The organism is Variovorax sp. GW821-FHT09B05, from assembly GCF_059418265.1.
The window spans coordinates 531052-547933 of sequence record NZ_JBWKPN010000001.1 but is presented as its reverse complement, the minus strand read 5'-3'; the positions used below and the strand labels follow the sequence as shown (position 1 = coordinate 547933).

At 70.6% G+C, this 16882-nt stretch carries 13 protein-coding genes; 6 read left to right on the top strand and 7 right to left on the bottom strand.

Annotated elements, in window-relative coordinates; genetic code table 11:
* The first annotated feature begins 273 nt into the window (after positions 1-273).
* Positions 274-1206 carry a DUF4434 domain-containing protein gene (locus AC07RM_RS02270; RefSeq protein WP_495332664.1) on the top strand — a complete coding sequence of 311 codons (933 nt, stop codon included), beginning with the start codon at positions 274-276 and terminating at the stop codon, positions 1204-1206.
* An 8-nt stretch (positions 1207-1214) separates the two neighbouring features.
* Here AC07RM_RS02270 and AC07RM_RS02265 read toward each other — a convergent pair whose 3' ends face one another.
* The 5 genes from AC07RM_RS02265 to AC07RM_RS02245 all read right to left on the bottom strand — a co-directional run bounded on the left by AC07RM_RS02265 (position 1215) and on the right by AC07RM_RS02245 (position 10389).
* Entirely contained in the window at positions 1215-4010 is a 2796-nt protein-coding gene (locus AC07RM_RS02265; protein WP_495332662.1) for an NfrA family protein, read from the bottom strand.
* On the bottom strand, positions 4007-5704 hold the full coding sequence (locus tag AC07RM_RS02260; protein WP_495332660.1) for a glycosyl transferase family protein: 1698 nt from the start codon (positions 5702-5704) through the stop codon (positions 4007-4009). The genes AC07RM_RS02265 and AC07RM_RS02260 overlap by 4 nt, the downstream gene beginning before the upstream one ends.
* 18 nt (positions 5705-5722) lie before the next feature.
* Positions 5723-7924 carry a cellulose biosynthesis cyclic di-GMP-binding regulatory protein BcsB gene (locus AC07RM_RS02255; protein ID WP_495332658.1) on the bottom strand — a complete coding sequence of 734 codons (2202 nt, stop codon included), beginning with the start codon at positions 7922-7924 and terminating at the stop codon, positions 5723-5725.
* Positions 7925-7973: 49 nt separating this feature from the next.
* Positions 7974-9107: a non-hydrolyzing UDP-N-acetylglucosamine 2-epimerase gene (wecB, locus tag AC07RM_RS02250; protein WP_495332656.1), complete on the bottom strand. Its 1134-nt coding sequence runs from the start codon at positions 9105-9107 to the stop codon at positions 7974-7976.
* A 244-nt stretch (positions 9108-9351) separates the two neighbouring features.
* Entirely contained in the window at positions 9352-10389 is a 1038-nt protein-coding gene (locus AC07RM_RS02245) for an alpha/beta fold hydrolase (protein ID WP_495332654.1), read from the bottom strand.
* A 193-nt stretch (positions 10390-10582) separates the two neighbouring features.
* Between AC07RM_RS02245 and AC07RM_RS02240 the strand changes: the two genes are divergently transcribed.
* Together AC07RM_RS02240 and AC07RM_RS02235 are read left to right on the top strand one after the other, a co-directional pair.
* Positions 10583-10807: a hypothetical protein gene (locus tag AC07RM_RS02240; protein ID WP_495332652.1), complete on the top strand. Its 225-nt coding sequence runs from the start codon at positions 10583-10585 to the stop codon at positions 10805-10807.
* A 172-nt stretch (positions 10808-10979) separates the two neighbouring features.
* Positions 10980-11219 carry a hypothetical protein gene (locus tag AC07RM_RS02235; RefSeq protein WP_495315072.1) on the top strand — a complete coding sequence of 80 codons (240 nt, stop codon included), beginning with the start codon at positions 10980-10982 and terminating at the stop codon, positions 11217-11219.
* Positions 11220-11252: 33 nt separating this feature from the next.
* Here AC07RM_RS02235 and AC07RM_RS02230 read toward each other — a convergent pair whose 3' ends face one another.
* Positions 11253-12143, bottom strand: a complete 891-nt coding sequence (locus AC07RM_RS02230; protein ID WP_495332650.1) for a LysR family transcriptional regulator — start codon at positions 12141-12143, stop codon at positions 11253-11255.
* A 93-nt stretch (positions 12144-12236) separates the two neighbouring features.
* On the opposite strand from AC07RM_RS02230, the gene AC07RM_RS02225 reads away from it, so the two are divergent.
* From AC07RM_RS02225 to AC07RM_RS02215, 3 genes are all read left to right on the top strand, one after another.
* Entirely contained in the window at positions 12237-13025 is a 789-nt protein-coding gene (locus tag AC07RM_RS02225) for an SDR family NAD(P)-dependent oxidoreductase (RefSeq protein WP_495332648.1), read from the top strand.
* Between the two features lie 105 nt (positions 13026-13130).
* Entirely contained in the window at positions 13131-13754 is a 624-nt protein-coding gene (locus AC07RM_RS02220; RefSeq protein ID WP_398492782.1) for a nitroreductase family protein, read from the top strand.
* 116 nt (positions 13755-13870) lie between these two features.
* A complete protein-coding gene (locus AC07RM_RS02215; RefSeq protein WP_495332646.1) occupies positions 13871-15895 on the top strand; it encodes a putative bifunctional diguanylate cyclase/phosphodiesterase in 2025 nt (674 codons plus the stop codon).
* On the opposite strand, the gene AC07RM_RS02210 is transcribed toward AC07RM_RS02215, so the two are convergent.
* On the bottom strand, positions 15873-16835 hold the full coding sequence (locus AC07RM_RS02210) for a LysR substrate-binding domain-containing protein (protein ID WP_495332644.1): 963 nt from the start codon (positions 16833-16835) through the stop codon (positions 15873-15875). The two genes, AC07RM_RS02215 and AC07RM_RS02210, sit on opposite strands and share 23 nt — an antisense overlap.
* Positions 16836-16882: the final 47 nt, after the last annotated feature.

The window sequence follows — 16882 nt, the reverse complement described above, 5'->3', positions numbered from 1 at the left end:
AATCGGGACGGCACGACGCGGGTGGGCCAGCGTGGCCGGGCTCTGGCGAGCTTGTTATGAATGAAAACGATTCTCATCATAGGTTGGGGTCGCTGCAAACCTTCCTATGCCTTTTGACCTTTGTGGACAAATGTGTCCTCAAGACCACAGCCGCCCGTGGCCCGCCGCCGCGGCGCGAAACCTCGCGCAGCGACGCGCCGATACTGTGGGCCGATGCCTCCCATCCCCGTGCCTCCGTTGTCGCCTCCACTGCTTCGTCGACGCAGTTGCCTGATGCTGGCGGCGGCCGCCCTGCTGAGCGCCTGCGCGCCGCCACCACGCCAGTTCCAGGGCAGCTTCCTGCAACCCTGGAAGAGCCACGAATCGCTCTCCATCGACGAATGGCGGCGCCGGTTGCGCATCACGCGCGCGCTGGGCTGCGACGAGATCGTGTTGCAGTGGAGCGCCCTCTACGGCGGTGCGTTCGACTGGGCGCCGCCCGACAGCCTGCTTGCCATGCTGTTCGAGGAAGCCGCGCGCGAAGGTATGGGCATCCGCATGGGCCTGCCCTACGACGAAGGCTGGTGGAAGGCCATGGGGTCGACGGACCCGGCGGTGCTGCAGTCGCTGCTGACCACCGCGCGGGATCGCTGCCTGCGGTTCATGGAATCGGCCCGCTGGCCGAAGCTGCCGGGCTTTCGCGGCTGGTACCTGCCTTACGAGATCGACCAGTACAACTGGGCGACGGCCGAGCGACGCGGGCAACTGGTGAACTGGCTCGACGGCATCGCAACGGTCGCCCGCCGCACGGGCGGCCAGCCGCTCGCGGTGTCGACCTTCTTCAGCCGGCTGCCGACCGAGGGCTCGCTCGCGGAACTCTGGTCGCAGATCCTCGACCGCGTGCCGCTGCGACCCATGTTGCAGGACGGCGTGGGCGTGGCCGGTATGGACAATCTCGCGGGGCTCGAGCCACTGCGCGCGCTGTTGCGGCGGCGTGGCGTGGCCTTCGATCTGGTGGTCGAGCTGTTCGAACAGTTGCCCGCCGCGCCGGGTGGCGAGGAGGGTTTCAAGGCGCGCGCAGCGACGCCCGAGCGCGTGCGCCGGCAGATGGAGATCGCGCGCGGCTATGGCGCCGAGCGCGTGATTGCGTTCGCGATCGATCCGTGGGTGCTCGATGACGCGCCCGAGGCGAAGCGGCTGCGCGAGGACTGGGGCGTCCTGCCCTGACCGGACGCCTAGTACGACAGGGTCAGATTCAAGAACACCCCCTTCGCCCGCCCCGCCACCCCTCCCAGCGTGGTCCGGTACTGCAAGCTCGCATCCACGTGCGAGCGCTGCGCGTTGTAGCGGTCCTCGTTGAACCAGTAGCGCAGGTTGATGCCCACGCCCGCGCCGGCCGACCAGCTCGATCCGAGGTCGGACAGGGCGACGCTGTCGAAGCCCGCGATCGGCACGCCGCTGGCGCGGTTGCGGTTGGAGAACCAATCCGCGGCGAGCGTGACGTGGGGGAAGAACACGAGGCGGTCGTTGTAGTCGGTGACGAAGCTGCGCCCGATGCGCACCTCGCCCGCGGCGAAGCCCTGGCCGCGCTTGAGGCGGCCGCTGCCGTCGGCGAGCACGTTGCCGGCGGTGTCGCGCACGGTGTAGGCGGCCGGCATGTCGAGCAGGGTGTAGCCGGCCTGCAGGTAGCCTTCCATGGTGAACCAGCTGCGCGTGTCGAGCCGCCGGCCGGTGCCCTCGTAGAAGCCGTAGAGCAGGTAGGCTTGCCAGCCGCCCGAGCCTGTGTCTGCGCGGTAGTCGAGGGCCGCGGAGCGGTTGTTGAGCTGGCAGCGCAGGCTCGCGGGCGCGGGATCGATGGCGCCCGAACGCGTGGCGCTGCCCAGCATGAACTGCCGCTCGAGGCCGAAGGTGAGCCCGGTCGCGGTGTCGGGCGTGTAGCGCACGCCGAGGGCGCCGCTGGTCGAGGGCAGCCCCGCGATGCCGCGGGTGCGCTGTTCGGGCGTGATGCCGATGCCGCCGCAGGGGTTCTGCACGAGCTGCGCGGCGGTCACGTCGGTGCCGGCGTGCAGGGTGGTCGAGAGGCGGCCGTAGACGTCGAAGATGCTGCGGTTGGTGTTGAGAATGCCGCTCGGGCGCCAGAACACCTCGGTGGTGTTGAAGCTCGCGTTGCCGGGCACGGCCACTGGCTGGCCGGGCAGTCCGAAGGAGGCGGCATGCGCGCCGCGGTAGCCGACGGTGCTGTTCACGCCCCATTCGCGCGCATAGCTGGCGATGGTGCCGCGCAGGTCGTGGAGCTGCTGACGGTCGAGCGAGAGCCAGCCCACGTCCTCGTCGTCGACGGCCTGGCGCAGCGTGGCGGCCGCGCCGGCGCGGTCGCCGGTGCCGGCGGCCGCTTGCGCCTCGTCGAGCAAGTTGCTGCGCGGGGCCTGGCCGGTGTGGCGGGCCGCGACGAAGTCCTGCAGCGCGAGCGCCGGGTCCTTGTTCGCGATGTGCAGGTAGCCGCGCTGGCGCAACAGGGTGGCGTCGGCGGGTTGCGCGGCGATCGCGGTGTCGAGCCGCTGCAGCGCTTGCTGGCGTTCCGCGGTCGTGCCCGCGGCGAGCGTGGTGGTCAGCAGCTTCTGGCGCGATGCGTCGTCGGGCCGTTCGGCCGCGGCCTGCTTCGCCAGCGCGATGGCCTCGGGATAGCGCTTCTGCGCATAGGCCGCGTAGGCGCGCGTGGCGGCATCGCCGGCTTTCGGCGTGTCCCAGGGAGCGAGCGTGCAGGCCGGGCCCTCGGGCGTGTCGTTGCAGAGCTTCACGGGCGCATAGGCGGTGACCGGTGGCGTGGCGGGCGAGCCCCATCCGCTCGCAGCGTCCTCGGCCCGCTGGCGGCGCGAGCGCACCTGCGTGTCGTCGGGCGGCAGCGGCGCGAGCAGCGTGCGCGCGCGCTCGCCGTCGTGCGCGGCCAGCGCAAGGTCGGCGCCGATCAGGCGTGCATCGCGGCGCTGTGCCTCGTCGACCTGCGCGTCGGCGACCACGGCATCGACATCCTGTTGCGCCTCGCCGCCGCGCGACAGCTGCTGGCGCAGGTAGGCGCGCTGCAGCCGCAAGGCCGCGCTGTCTTCCTGCGCTGCCATTGCGTCGGTGGTTGCCTGTTCGGCGCCTTCGATGTCGGGCACGGCCTGCAGCGCATCGATCAGCAACTGGCGGTGGCTGGCGACGTCGGGCGCGATGCGCACCGCCTCGCGGGCCTCGTCGACGGCCGCGCGCGGCTGCTGGCGCGACAGCGCGTCGTAGGCCTTCTGCGCATGCTGTTGCGCGATCGAACGGCTGCCCTGCCGCACGCGCGCGGCGATCTCGGCGGCGTTCGGCGCACCCAGCTCCAGCGCGGTGGCTGCCGCCTGTGCGAGTTCGTCGGAGCGCTGCTGCCGCGCGAGCGCGTCGAGCCACAGCAGCACCCAGGGGCCCTGGCTCGGATCGGCGCGCACCGCTTGTTCGGCCGACCTCGCCGCCTCGGCATCGCGGCCGTCGGCGTAGTCGCGGTAGGCCTGCGCCGCGAGCGGGAAGCCCGCGCGGTAGGCCTCGGTGCCGGGCGTGCCGCCGGCGGGCGTGGCGCGCAGGTTGGCCAGTGCCGTGCGCAGCGCCGCGTTGCCATGGCCCTGGTCGATGGCGCGCTCGGCCGCGCGCGCGGCCTCGTCGTTGCGCCCCAGCTTCTGCAGCGCATACACGCGCAGCAGGTGCACGCGCTGCGCGGCGGGTTGCAGCCGCAAGGCCGCATCGGCGCGCGCGAGCGCGGTCTCGAACTCGCCGCGGCCATAGGCCTTGAAGGCCTGGTCGGCCAGTTGCCAGGCGCGGCCGTGCGACGAGCGCTTGCGCGGCGCGGTGCGCGTCGGCACCGGCGCGGCACCGGGCGCGGAAGCGGAAGCGGTTGAGGTCGACGTCGAGGGCGAAGGCGCGGCCGGCAGTGAATGCACGGCGGCGAACGCGGGCACGGCGGGCCAGGCCGCGGCCAGCGCGACCGCCAGCAGCGTGCGGTTGTCGAGCCCCTTCATGCCGGCACTCCCTGCGCGCCCTGCGGCGCGAGCGGCGCCAGCACCGAATCGCCGCGCTGGAACGAGATCGCCTCCTCGAGCGTGCCCGCGTCGAGCCAGCCCTGCTCGAGCAGGATGCTGCCGAGCTTGCGGCCCGTGCCGCGCTGGATCGTGAGCGCGTTGTCGAGCTGCGCCTCGTCGATCGCGCGCCACGACAGCAGCACCTCGCCCAGCCGCTGGCGCTGCTGCACCAGCTGGTCGGCCGAGGGGAAGTCGTGCATGGTCTTGTCCCACACCAGCCGCTTGCCGAACAGCTTGTGCGAGAGGAACAGTTTCCATGCGCGCGCCGCGGCCATGGCGTTGATGAAGTTGCCGATCACCATGCGCGGGATCGACAGCAGCCCGTGCTCCCAGCCATAGAGCGCCGACACGAAATGGAAGCGCTGCGCGAAGCGCAGCAGCAGCGCCACGGCATTGAGCTCCATCACCGTCATGAGCCAGCCGCCCGACTGGAAGATCGACGGGTAGTAGACGGTCCACCAGCCCATGGCGTCGGCGAAGAAGAAGACCAGGAAATTGAGCATCAGCAAATAGCCGAGGATGGCCACGAAGGCGGTGAACAGGCCCTTGCGGTCGCGGAACAGCAGGTACTTGGTGGCCAGCGAACCGGCCCAGCCCATCTGCTCCCAGCCCTGCAGTCCGATGCCCAGGGTCCAGCGCGCCTTCTGGCGGTAGGCGGTGCGGAAGGTGTCGGGGAAGTACTCGCGCACGCCCAGCGGCATGCGCAGCGAGCCGAGCTTCTCGCTGCCCGCGCCGAACCAGGCGGTGCGCCGCGTCACGTACTCGACGTCGAACTTGCCGAAGATCTGCTTCATGCCGAGCCGGCCCAGGCGCGCGCCGATGTCGTAGTCCTCGGTCAGGCTGGCGGTGTTGAAGGGCTGGTTGTCGAGCTCCGCGGCCAGCGTCTGCAGCGCGCGGTGCGAGAAGCAGGTGCCGACGCCGGCCGAGGGCACCATGCGCGACAGGCTCTCGCGCACCACGAGGTCCTTGCTGTGCCACTCGGCGAACTCGTCCATGTAGGTGCCGGCCACCAGCTCGAACCAGTGGCGCTCGAGCGAGGTCACGGGCAGCTGGATGAAGTCCATCCGCGGCAGCAGGTAGTTGAAGTACTTGAGCTCGAGCGGATGCAGCACGTCCTCGCTGTCGTGCAGCACGACGCCCGCGAAGGGCTCGCCCATGGTGCGCTCGTGCTGGAACAGCGCCTGCACCACCCAGTTGAGGCAGTCGGCCTTGCAGGTCGGGCCGTCGTGCGGCACCTCCACGCGCACCAATTGGCGGTAGCGCCGGCGCATGCGCTCCACCTCGGCGATGGTGCGCGCGTCGTTGCGGTAGGTGCCGACGAAGATGGCGTAGTTCTTGTACTCGAGCGTCGACACCATGTTGGCGAGCATCGGCGCGATCACGTCGTACTCGAGCCAGGCCGGCACCATGATGGCCATCGACTGCTCGCGCGCCTCGCGCAGCTGCGCGGCGGTCAGGCGCCGGTAGCGGCGGCGCACGGTCAGCGAGCGGTAGATCTCGCGCACCCAGTACCAGGCATCGACGAACAGGTCGTCGATGCTCGACAGCAGGATCACCACGCCGACGACCGCGGTCACGATCTCCAGACCGCGGTAGTAGTCGGCCAGCAGGAAGGGTCCGTAGAGCTCGAACATGCGGCTTCGGTCGGGTCCTCAGTGCTGCGACTTGGCCGCATGGCGGCGCCGCGCGCGCCAGGCCAGCAGGATCAGCAGCAGCAGCGCGAACACGGCCACGCCGATCACCGGCATGCCCCAGGCGGCGTACGAGCGCCATTCGAAGAACGCGCCTTCGCCGCCGCGGCGCGCGCTCTCGTCCGCGGGATTGCCGCTGTCGAGCCAGCTCACGGGGCCGTCGACGCCGAGCATCGCGATGTCGCCGCGGTTCAGCACGAAGGGCTTGGCCGGCACCACGGGGCGCACGCCGATCGGCTGCCATTGCATGCCGTCCTGGCCGTGCGCGCGGCTCACCTCGATGGCGCTCAGCTGCGACAGGTCGTCGACCTCGAGCCACGGCGCCTTGCGGCCATGGATGCGCAGGCTCGCGTCCTTGACCTCGACCTTCGAGGCGGCGCCGTCGACCGCCACCTGCAGCGCGAGGAAGGGCTTGCTCGGCGAGAAGGCGCCGGACTGCGTCACCACCAGCTCGGAGCGCACCGGCGTCACGCCGGCGGCCACCGCCATGCGCACCAGGCGCGCGAGGCTCGCGGGCGCGTCGGCCAGCCAGGCCTGCGGCACGGCGACCTGCGGGTTGCCCGACATCAGCGGCAGCAGGCCGACGAAGCTGCCATCGGGCTGCGCGTCGCCCGCGCGCACGAAGCTGGTGGGCAGCACGTTGACCGGGAAGCCCTGCGGCATCTCCTGGCAGTCGTTCGAATAGGGCTGGCGCTGGAAGGACACGCGCACCACGTTGCTCAGGCCCAGCGCATAGCCGGGAATGCGCGCATCGAGGCGCTCGGGTCGACCATCGGCCTCCAGGCGCTTGGCCGACAGCAGCACGTCGTTCCAGAACACCGAGGCCACGGGCCGCGTGGACGAGGCGCCGGGCGCGGCGGCCACGTCGATCACCAGCTCGGAGGGCATGCGGCCGTTGGCCGCGACCACGCCCAGCGGCAGGGTGGCGGTCCACTCGCCGCGCGACACCACGTCGAAGCCGGCCTCGCTGGCGCCCAGGCTGTTGAGGCGGATCGCCGGACGTTCGCTCGCATCGGGCGCGTCGGCCGTGCGCACGCCGGCCTGGCGCGACACCAGCAGGTTGCGCCAGGTCTCGGCGAAGACGCCGGCCGCCTGCGCGCCCGCGTTCTCGGGCACCACGATCACCGGATGCGCGCCCAGCGTGGCGAGGCGCACCTGGCCGGCGCTGGCGGCATCCGCGGCGAGCGCGGTCTGCTGCTCGCGCCAGAGCGCGAAGGCGCGCAGCGCGTCGGTGTCGCCCGCGAACTGCACGGCCAGCGCCTCGAGCGCCTTGGCGATCTGCTGGCGCAGCGCCGTGTCGGCCACCAGCACATCGCCGCTGGCCGCGGTGGCGCCGAGCACCAGCAGCGCGCCGACCTCGGCCTCGTTCTTGAGTTCGTAGCGCGCGTTGCCGCCGGCGAGACCGGCGAAGGCCGGCAGCGCGGCGAGCCCCGCGGGCACCTGCCAGCCCGAGGTGTCGACGACGTCGCCGGCCACCGGGAAGGACTGGATCTGCACGCGGCGGTTGGCCTGCTCGAGCGCGACGCCGAGGCGCCAGGCGCTGTCGTAGCTGGTCTTGGAGAGATTGCGCGAAGCCACCAGCAGGACCGGGCGCGCGGGCAGCGTGGCCCAGGCATCGGCGAGGCTGGTCAGCGCGCCGCTGTTGAAGCGGTAGTTGAAGCGCGTCTCGGGCGAGATCGCGAGCACGTTGCCGGTCGAGCGCTCGAGTTCGCAGACGCGGCGCGCCACGTTGTTCGACCACTGGACGCCGAGGCGCACGAAGTTCGCGCTGCGCGCGACGCCGGTGTCGACCTTGAGGTTCTGGCTCGCGTCGCCCTCGGCCGCCTCGATGCGGCGCGCCTGCACCGGCCGGCCGTTGACCGTCAGCAGCATCGAGGTGCTTCCGCCCTCGGCCTTGTGATAGCGGCCGCTGAAGTCGATGCTGGCCTCGGCCAATGCAAGGCGGCGCGGCACCGGCAGGTAGAACTCCTGGCGGCTGTCGAAGCCGTTGAGCAGCACGGTGTCGCCGATGCCGAGGTCCGACAGCGCGAAGCTGCGGTTGACCCAGGTCTCGCCCTGCAGGCGCTGCAGCGCATCGCTCGCGGGGCTGGCGTGTGCGAGGAAGGAGGTGCTCAGGGCGAGCAGGGCGATCGGGGCGATCCGTCGTGAGAACAGAGAAGGCATGGAGAGACTCGGCAGGAAAGCTTGAATAAAGAGGGGCGCCGTTCGGCGCTCAGGGCACGAACTCGGCGGTGTGCCGTTCGCACAGCACGTCCACGATGCGCTGGCTCGCGCGCGCGTCGCCGTAGGGATTGCCGCGGCGGCAGAACTCGGCATGCACGGCGGGGTCGTCGAGCAGGCGGCGCGCCTCGCCCACGATGCGTTCGGGCGAGGTGCCCACCAGCCGCACGGTGCCGGCGGCCACGGCCTCGGGGCGCTCGGTCACGTCGCGCATCACCAGCACCGGCTTGCCCAGCGAGGGCGCCTCTTCCTGCACGCCGCCCGAGTCGGTCAGGATCAGGTAGGCGCGCTGCATGAACCAGACGAAGTCGAGGTAGCCCAGCGGCGCGATCAGGTGCACGTTGGGCAGGCCCGACAGCTGGGCCTTGACCACGTCGTGCACGTTGGGGTTCAGGTGCACCGGGTAGACGATCTGCACGTCGTCGCGCAGCGCCAGTTCGCGCAGCGCGGCGCAGATGTTGCGAAAGCCCTCGCCGAAGTTCTCGCGGCGGTGGCCGGTGACCAGCACCAGCCGGCGCCTGGCATCGACCCAGCCGTGGCGCTTCTCGAGCGTGGCGGCCAGCGGGCGGTCGGACTCGAGCCGCTCGACCGTGGCCGCGAGCGCGTCGATCACCGTGTTGCCCGTGACCCAGATGCGCCCCGGCGGCTTCTCGGCGAGCAGGGCATGGCGCGAGGAGGGCGTGGGCGCGAACATCCAGCTGCTGACCGAATCGACGAAGCGGCGGTTGAGCTCCTCGGGGAAGGGCGAGCGGATGTCGCCGCTGCGCAGGCCGGCCTCGACGTGGCCGACCGGAATGCGGCGATGGAAGGCGGCCATGGCGCAGGCCGCGGCGGTGGTGGTGTCGCCGTGCACCAGCACGCAGTCGGGCTGCTCGGCCTCGAGCACCGCGTCGGCGCCCGCGATCAGGCGGCCGTAGAGTCCGTTGAGCGACTGGTTGGGCCGCATCACGTCGAGGTCGTGGTCGGCCTCGAGGTCGAACAGCGACATCACCTGGGTCAGCATCTCGCGATGCTGGCCGGTCACGCACACGGTGCTGCGCACGCGCGGCTCGCGGCGCAGGGCGGCGACGAGGGGGGCCATCTTGATGGCCTCGGGACGGGTCCCGAAGATCGACAGTACGTGCATTTCGAGGAGTCAGTGGCTGGTGCCGACGCACAGCCTCCCCGCGTGTGGACGCAAGGCGGCGGCAAGCCGGACACGAACAAATGAATAAAGGGGTACTCGCGTACCCCCTCAGGGCGGGACCGGTCTGCGCCGTCTGACCCTCGAAGCCGACAGTGTAACTAAAGATTTAACAAATCATCAACAATTGAAAACGGAAGTGTCTACTTTTTGGCACTTCGGGCCGCCGAGTCGGCGGCCCGCCCGCTCAGCCCGCGCGTCGCGCCACGTCCACCACCGCGGCCGCGAAGGCCTGGGGCGCTTCCTGCGGCAGGTTGTGGCCGATGCCGCCGTCGACCTGCCGGTGCTCGTAGAAGCCCGAGAACTTCTTCGCGTAGCTGGCGGGCTCCGGGTGCGGCGCGCCGTTGGCATCGCCTTCGAGCGTGATGGTCGGCACGGTGATCACGGGCGCCTTGGCGAGCCGGTCCTCGAGCGGCTGGTACCTGGCCTCGCCCTCGGCCAGGCCGAGGCGCCAGCGGTAGTTGTGGATCACGATCGCGACGTGGTCGGGGTTGTCGAAGGCGCGCGCGCTGCGTTCGAAGGTCGCGGCATCGAAGTTCCACTTGGGCGAGGCGAGTTGCCAGATCAGCTTCGAGAACGCGTTGCGGTTCTTGTCGTAGCCCAGGCGGCCGCGCTCGGTCGCGAAGTAGTACTGGTACCACCACTGGAATTCGGCCTCGGGCGGCAGCGGGTTCTTGCCGGCCTCCTGGCTGCCGATCAGGTAGCCGCTGACCGACACCAGCGCCTTCACGCGCTCGGGCTGCAGCGCCGCCATGATGCAGGCCGTGCGCGCGCCCCAGTCGCAGCCGGCGACCGTCGCGCTGCGGATCTGCAGCGCGTCCATCAGCGCGAAGATGTCGGCCGCCACCACCGACTGCTGGCCGTTGCGTGGCGTGTCGGCCGAGAGAAAGCGCGTGGCGCCGTAGCCGCGCAGGTAGGGCACGATCACGCGGAAGCCCGCGGCCGCGAGCAGCGGCGCGACGTCGACGAACATGTGGATGTCGTAGGGCCAGCCATGCAGCAGGAGCACCGGCGCGCCGTTGGCGGGGCCGGCCTCGAAATAGGCGACGTTGAGCACGCCCGCATCGATGTGCTTGAGCGGCTCGAGGCGCCGCGGCGTGCCGCCGGCGGACGGCGTGTTCGACTGCGCGAACGCGGGAACGACCGCCGCGAACTGGGCCGTGGCGAGGCCGATGGCGGCCTTGGCGAGGAACGAGCGGCGCTCGAGCGGGGAGGAAAGCGTCATGGGAACTCCTTGCGAATGGTGGTGGATGGCATCGGGCCGAAGGCCTGTCGCGCCGGTGTCGTTCGCGGTGCCTGGCGATCGATGGCGCGGATGTTCATTCGCGGGAGCGGCCGGGGACCGGGGCTGCGTATCGCTGTGTATCCGGGGCGGGTTCGCAGACAGTAAATTTCGTTTTTTCGCGAGGAGGGTCGCTATGTCCAAGGAATCCGCATTCACGATGAAGCTGGAGTCTGAGCTGCGCGAGTTCGTGCGCAATCAGCGCGAGGTTCCGGAGCTCGAAGCATTTGTGGCGCGAAAGGTGGAGGCCGGTCGACGCGACGTGCGAGTCGGAGAGGGGCGCCCGCATGACGAGGTCGAAGCGGACTTTGGCGCGCGACGAAAGCAACTGCTCCAACGAAGCATCAAGGCTGACGCGTGACGGTTCGACGGACTCCTCAGGAATGAGACTATCGATAACTCGAGCCGTCGCATCCGCGCGGCCCGCCTGCCTGCCGACTTGCCCGCGCGGGCAGCTCCTACGTGGCGCGGCCGCGCGCTCCATAGACTCGTTCTCAGTCATTGAAGACCCGGACAACGAGAGGACCATCCGAATGAGCTTCGAGGAAAGAATCGACCTGTGGGAACACGCGTTCATCTGCCGTGCTGAACCCGACGGCAGCGGCCGCTACCTGGCGCGGCTCGACTATGCGGGCGGCCCCGCCTTTATCGCCGATGAACTGCCCGCGGACGACCTCGGGCACGGCAGTGCTGAGGAGGCGCTGCGGCAGGCTCAGCTGCAGGCCATGCGATGGGTGCACGACCGCACGGGCGACGCGCAGGGCCAGTTCTGAGTTTCGCGCTCTGGGCGCCGAGCCTCGGCAGGCTCAGGCTGGCGGCGATCGCAGCGCGGCCGCGAGGAAATCCACCAGCGCCGCCACGCGCCGGCTCGGCGCACCGCCCGGAAAGACCGCGAACAGGTCGATCGGCCCCGCCACGTAGCCGCCCAGCACCCCCTCCAGCGCACCGGCCTCGAGCTCGTGCCGGATGTCCTGCCGGTTCTTGAAGATCACGCCCACGCCGTTCACGGCCCATTCGCGCAGCACCGAGCCGTCGCTGGCCTCGCGGTCGCCCGACACCTTGACGTTGAAGGGCCGGCCGCCGTCGCGAAAGGTCCAGGCCGCGAGCGGCGCGCCGGGCCGCGCGAGCACCAGGCAGTTGTGCTGCGCCAGTTCGCTTGGATGCGCCGGCCGGCCGCGCGCGTTCCAGTAGGCCGGCGCGGCGCAGACCAGGCGCTCGCCGGGCACCAGCAGGCGGGCCTGCAGGTTCGAGTCGGGCAGGGGACCGAAGCGGATCGCGAGGTCCATGTGGGTCTCGATCAGGTCGATGGTGCTGTCGCTGAGATGCAGCCCGATGCGCACGCGCGGATGGCGCTGCTGGAAGGCGTCGAGCAGCGGCCGCAGCTGCGAGCGGCCGAAGTCGTTGGTGGCGGTGACGCGCACCGGGCCCGACAGCTCGCCCTGCTGGCGCAGGCCGCCCAGCGCCGCATCCCATTCCGAGACGATGCGGCGCGCGTCCGCCACCAGCGAGTCGCCTTCGTGCGTGAAGGCCAGCCGCCGCGTCGACCGCTGCATGAGCCGCGCACCGACCTCCTGCTCGAGCTGGTTGATGGCCAGGGTCACGGTCGAGGTGGCGACGGCGCGCTGGCGCGCGACCCCCGAGAAGCTGCCCCATTCGGCAACGTCGATCAGCAGGCGCAGGGCGTCGATCCGGTCCATTGTTCGAGGATGTCGAAAGGTGATTTGGAGATGCGCCGGATTATCAATGTATCGATGCAGAAATACGATCGCGGCCATCGACCAAGGAACCCCATGAACATCCACTTCAACCACCGCCGCGTGCTCGTCACCGGCTCCACCAACGGCATCGGCTTCGCCACCGCCCGGGGCTTCCTGGCCGCGGGCGCCGAGGTCGTGATCAACGGCCGAAGCGAGGCTGGCGTGGCGGCCGCGCTGGCGCGGCTGGGCGACGCGGCCTCGCGCGCCCACGGCTTCGCGGGCGATCTCTCGACGCCCGAGGCCTGCGCGGCGCTGCAGGCGCGCCATTCCGAGTTCGACATCGTGGTGAACAACCTCGGCGTCTTCGGACCGCAGGACTTCTTCGACACGCCCGATGCGGAATGGGAGCGCTTCTTCCAGACCAACGTGATGTCGGGCGTGCGCTGCGCGCGCGCCTATGCGCCGGGCATGGTCGCGCGCGGCTGGGGCCGCATCGTGTTCGTGTCCTCGGAGTCGGCGCTCAACATCCCGGCCGACATGGTCCATTACGGCTTCTCGAAGACGGCGCAGCTGGCCGTCTCGCGCGGCCTCGCGAAGCGGCTGGCCGGCACCGGCGTGACGGTCAATGCCGTGCTGCCCGGGCCCACGCTGTCCGAAGGCGTGGCCGACATGCTGCGGGCCGAGGTGGAAGCCTCGGGCCGCGACCTGGAGGCGGTCGCGGCGGACTTCGTCACCACGCACCGCGGCTCGTCGATCATCCGCCGCGCCGCGCGCGTGGAAGAGGTCGCGAACATGATCCTCTACGCCAGCTCCGAGCAGGCCTCGGCCACCACCGGTGCCGCGCTGCGCGTCGATGGCGGCGTGGTCGACAGCATCGTCTAGCGCCGCCTCCTTTCCCGATTCCCTTCGTCCCGTTCCAGCCGCCCGCGCCACCGCGCGCGAACGGAGGACGGGGCTCGTCCGCAAGCTTCCTCCAAGGAGATTCCCATGTCCCATCCGTACCCGATCCTCCAGGCCATCGAAGAGCGCCGCACCACCAACCTGTTCGATCCCGCGCGCGGCATCGACGACGAGCGCATCGAGGAACTGGTGCGCCTGGCCACGACCGCGCCGACCTCGTTCAACCTGCAGAACTGGCGCTTCGTCGCCGTGCGCACGCCCGAACAGAAGGCGCGGCTGCGTGCGCTGGCCTGGGACCAGGCCAAGGTCAGCGAAGCCGCCGTGACCTTCATCGTCTGCGGCCAGCTCGCCGACCACCGCACGCTGCCCGATCGCCTCGCGGGCGCCGTCGCGGCCGGCTTCATGCCGGCGGAGATGGTCCCGGGCTGGGAAGGCGCGGCCAAGAGCCTCTACTTCGAGCAGCCGCAGCGCCAGCGCGACGAGGCGGTGCGCAGCGCGACCTTCGGCGCCGGCGCGCTCATCTACGCGGCGCAGGCGATGGGGCTGGGCTCCGCGCCGATGATCGGCTTCGATGCGCCCGCGGTCGCCGAGGCCTTCGCGCTGGCGGCCGACGAGATCCCGGTGCTGCTGCTGGCCATCGGGTACGCCACGCCCCAGAACTGGCCGCGCAAGCCGCGCCGGCCGCTGGCGCAGGTGCTGCAGCTGGTCTGAGCCGCCCCTGTCGGCGCAGGCCGACGCCCCGAAGGGCAAAAGGACGAAGGGCGGCGCGTGGCATCCGGTGCGCAATGGGTTAAGGGGGTGAGGACTCCCGCCACCAGTTGCCCACCATGGTCGATCTCCCATCAGGTCACGACCCCTCGAGCGGCCCGTCTTCCGACGAACTCTCGCGGCGGGTGAGGAGCGATCAGCTGCTGTCGGTGCAGCGCAGCGTGCGCGCCGTCGTGCCCTCGGGCATGGCCGTGGGCTGCGTGACCGCCGGGGTCGCGCTCTATGCCTCGGTGCACTGGGCCGGGCCGGCCGCATGGCTGCTGCTGGTCGTTCTGTCCAATGCCTACCGGGCCCATGTCTGCCGGTCGCTGCGCGCGGTCGAGCAGGCCGTGGCCGGCATGGACGAGCGCGAACTCGCGAGGCGCTTTCGCCGCATCACCTTGTCGTCCCTGCTGTCGGGCTGCGTGTGGGCGCTGCTGCCGCTGTTCTGTGACAGCGAGAACCCATCGGAAACGCTGTTCTTCCTGACCATCGTCTGCGGCGTCTGCGCCGGCTCCGTGATCTTCAGCGCGGCCTATGCGCCGGTGCCGATCGTCTTCGTGACGCCCGCGCTGGCCGCGGTCACCGCGTGGCTGCTCCATGCCGGCGGCTTTCATCACAACGCGCTCGCGGCGATGGTCTTCGTCTACCTGTGCACGCTGGTCTACGCCTCGCGACGCGGCGAGCGCGCGTTTCGCGCCAGCAGCCGGCTGAAGAACGAGGCGCTGTTCATGGCGGCCGAGCTGCAGCGCACCCATGCCGAGTCCACGCGCGCGACGCGCGAGCTGGACTTTCGCGCCAACCACGATTCGCTGACCGGCCTGCTCAACCGCGAGGGCTTCGCGAAGGCGGCCGCGCGCTTCGAGGTCGCGCAGGCCGACGTGGCGCCGCATGCCGCGCTGATGCTGGACCTCGACGGCTTCAAGGCCATCAACGATGCCTTCGGCCACAAGACCGGCGACCGCGTGCTGCAGGACGTCGGCCGGTGGCTGCAGCAACGGCTGGCGCAGCATGACGCGGTGGTCGGCCGCTGGGGCGGCGACGAGTTCGCGGTTTTCTATCGCCCGCAAGGCGCGGCCGATGCGCCCGAGCACGTGGCGCAGGGGCTCATCGACTCGATCGGCCATGCCACCTCGCACTACGGCGGCCAGCTCGGCGTGAGCGTGGGCATCTGCACCAGCCTCGACCGCTCGGCCGAGGAGATGCTGAGCTTCTCGGACGAAGCGCTCTACGAAGCCAAGCGGCGCGGGCGCAACCGCTGCCATCGCTTCGACGAGGTGTTGCACGGCCGCCTGCTGCGCCGGCGCGACATCGAGCGCGACATGGTCGAGGCCATGGCTACGCGCGCCATCTGCGCCTGGTACCAGCCGATCCTCGCCGACCGCGGGCGGCGCCTGCACAGCCTCGAGGCCGTGCTGCGCTGGCGGCATCCGAAGCACGGCTGGGTCGCGCCGGGCGAAGTGATCTTCGCGGCCGCGAGCACGGGCCTGGCCGAGCGCCTGCTGCACCACATCCTCGAGGAGGTCTGCCATGGCCTGGTGCAACTCGGTGGCATCGGCGGCGCCTTCGCCGAACTGCCGGTGGCGATGAACGTGTCGCCGCGCGAGATGTCGCAGCTGCCGGTCGATGTCATCACCGCGCAGGTGCTCGCGGCGCACGGCCTGCCGCCGCGCCGCCTGCAGATCGAGATCACCGAGGAGGTCGCGCTCGACACCTCGACCGCGCGCGCCCGGCTGCGTGCGCTGGCCGAGTCCGGCGTCGCGGTCGCGATCGACGATTTCGGCGTCGGCTACTCCTCGCTGGCCTCGCTGCGCGGCGAGCACGTGCACCAGGTGAAGATCGACCGCAGCTTCGTGTTCGGCCTCGATTCCTCGCCGGCCAGTTGCCTGATGGTGGAGGCGGTGGTGCGGCTGGGACGCTCGATGGACATCGAGGTGGTGGCCGAGGGCGTCGAGAGCCAGGAGGAGTTCGAGACGCTCGCGCGGCTTGGGTGTCCGCTGCTGCAGGGGTTCTATTTCATGCGGCCGGCGCCGTTGGGGCAGGTGGTGGCGTGGGCGGAGCGGCGCCGGGACTCCCTTCCCGTCACGATGGCGTCGAGGTCCTGAGCGATGGATGCGGGCAGCTTGCACGGAAGCTGTCGATCGACCCCTGCGTCGCCACCAGCTCCTGCGCCAGCCAACCCCTGAATGCGCGCAGCGGCGGATAGTCCTTCTTCTCGCCGGGATAGACCAGGTAGTAGGCGAGGTCCTCGCTGGCCATGTGGGGGTACGGCACGGCCAGCCGGCCTTGCTCGATGTCGTCGGCCACGAGGAAGTAGGGCGCGAGCCCGATGCCGAGGCTGGCGGTGACCACCTGCACGATCATCAGGTAGTGCTCGAACACGGGTCCCGGCGGCGTATGTCCCATCTCCACGCCCAGGCTCCCGAGCCAGAAGTTCCACGAGTCCATGCGCGAGGCCAGGTGCACGAGCGTGTAGTCCAGCAGCCGGCGCGGCTCGTCGAACGGGCCGTAGCGGCGCAGGAAATCCGGGCTGCAGATCGGCACCACCGCGTCCTGCAGCAGGAACTCCATCTCGGCGCCGCTCCATGAGGCCTTGGCGCCGAAATGAATGGCCGCATCGATGTCCTCGATGTGGAAGTTGAACGGCGACAGGTGGGTGGTGAGGTTCAGGATGACGTCGGGATGGCGCGCCGAGAAATCGGAATAGCGCGGCATCAGCCACCGGGCCGCGATGCTGGGCAGCACCGCGAGGTTGAAACGGCCGCTGCTGCGGCCCCCGGCCTTGAGCTCGACCGACGCGGCCTCGAGCTTGTGCAGCAGCGGCTGGATGCGCCGCAGGTACGCATCGGCCGCCGGCGTGAGCGTCAATCGCTTGCCTTCACGCACGAACAGCAGCGTACCGAGTTCGTCCTCCAGGGCCTTGATGAGCTTGCTGATCGCGCCCTGCGTGACGCACAACTCGTCGGCCGCGCGGGTGAAGCTGTGGTGCCGGGCACTGGCCTCGAACGCCAGCAGGCACGAAAGGGAGGGCGTGTGGGTTCGCATTCAATGCATGAGCGTTGGTCATCCACCAAGGAGGAAAAATCGCTTTC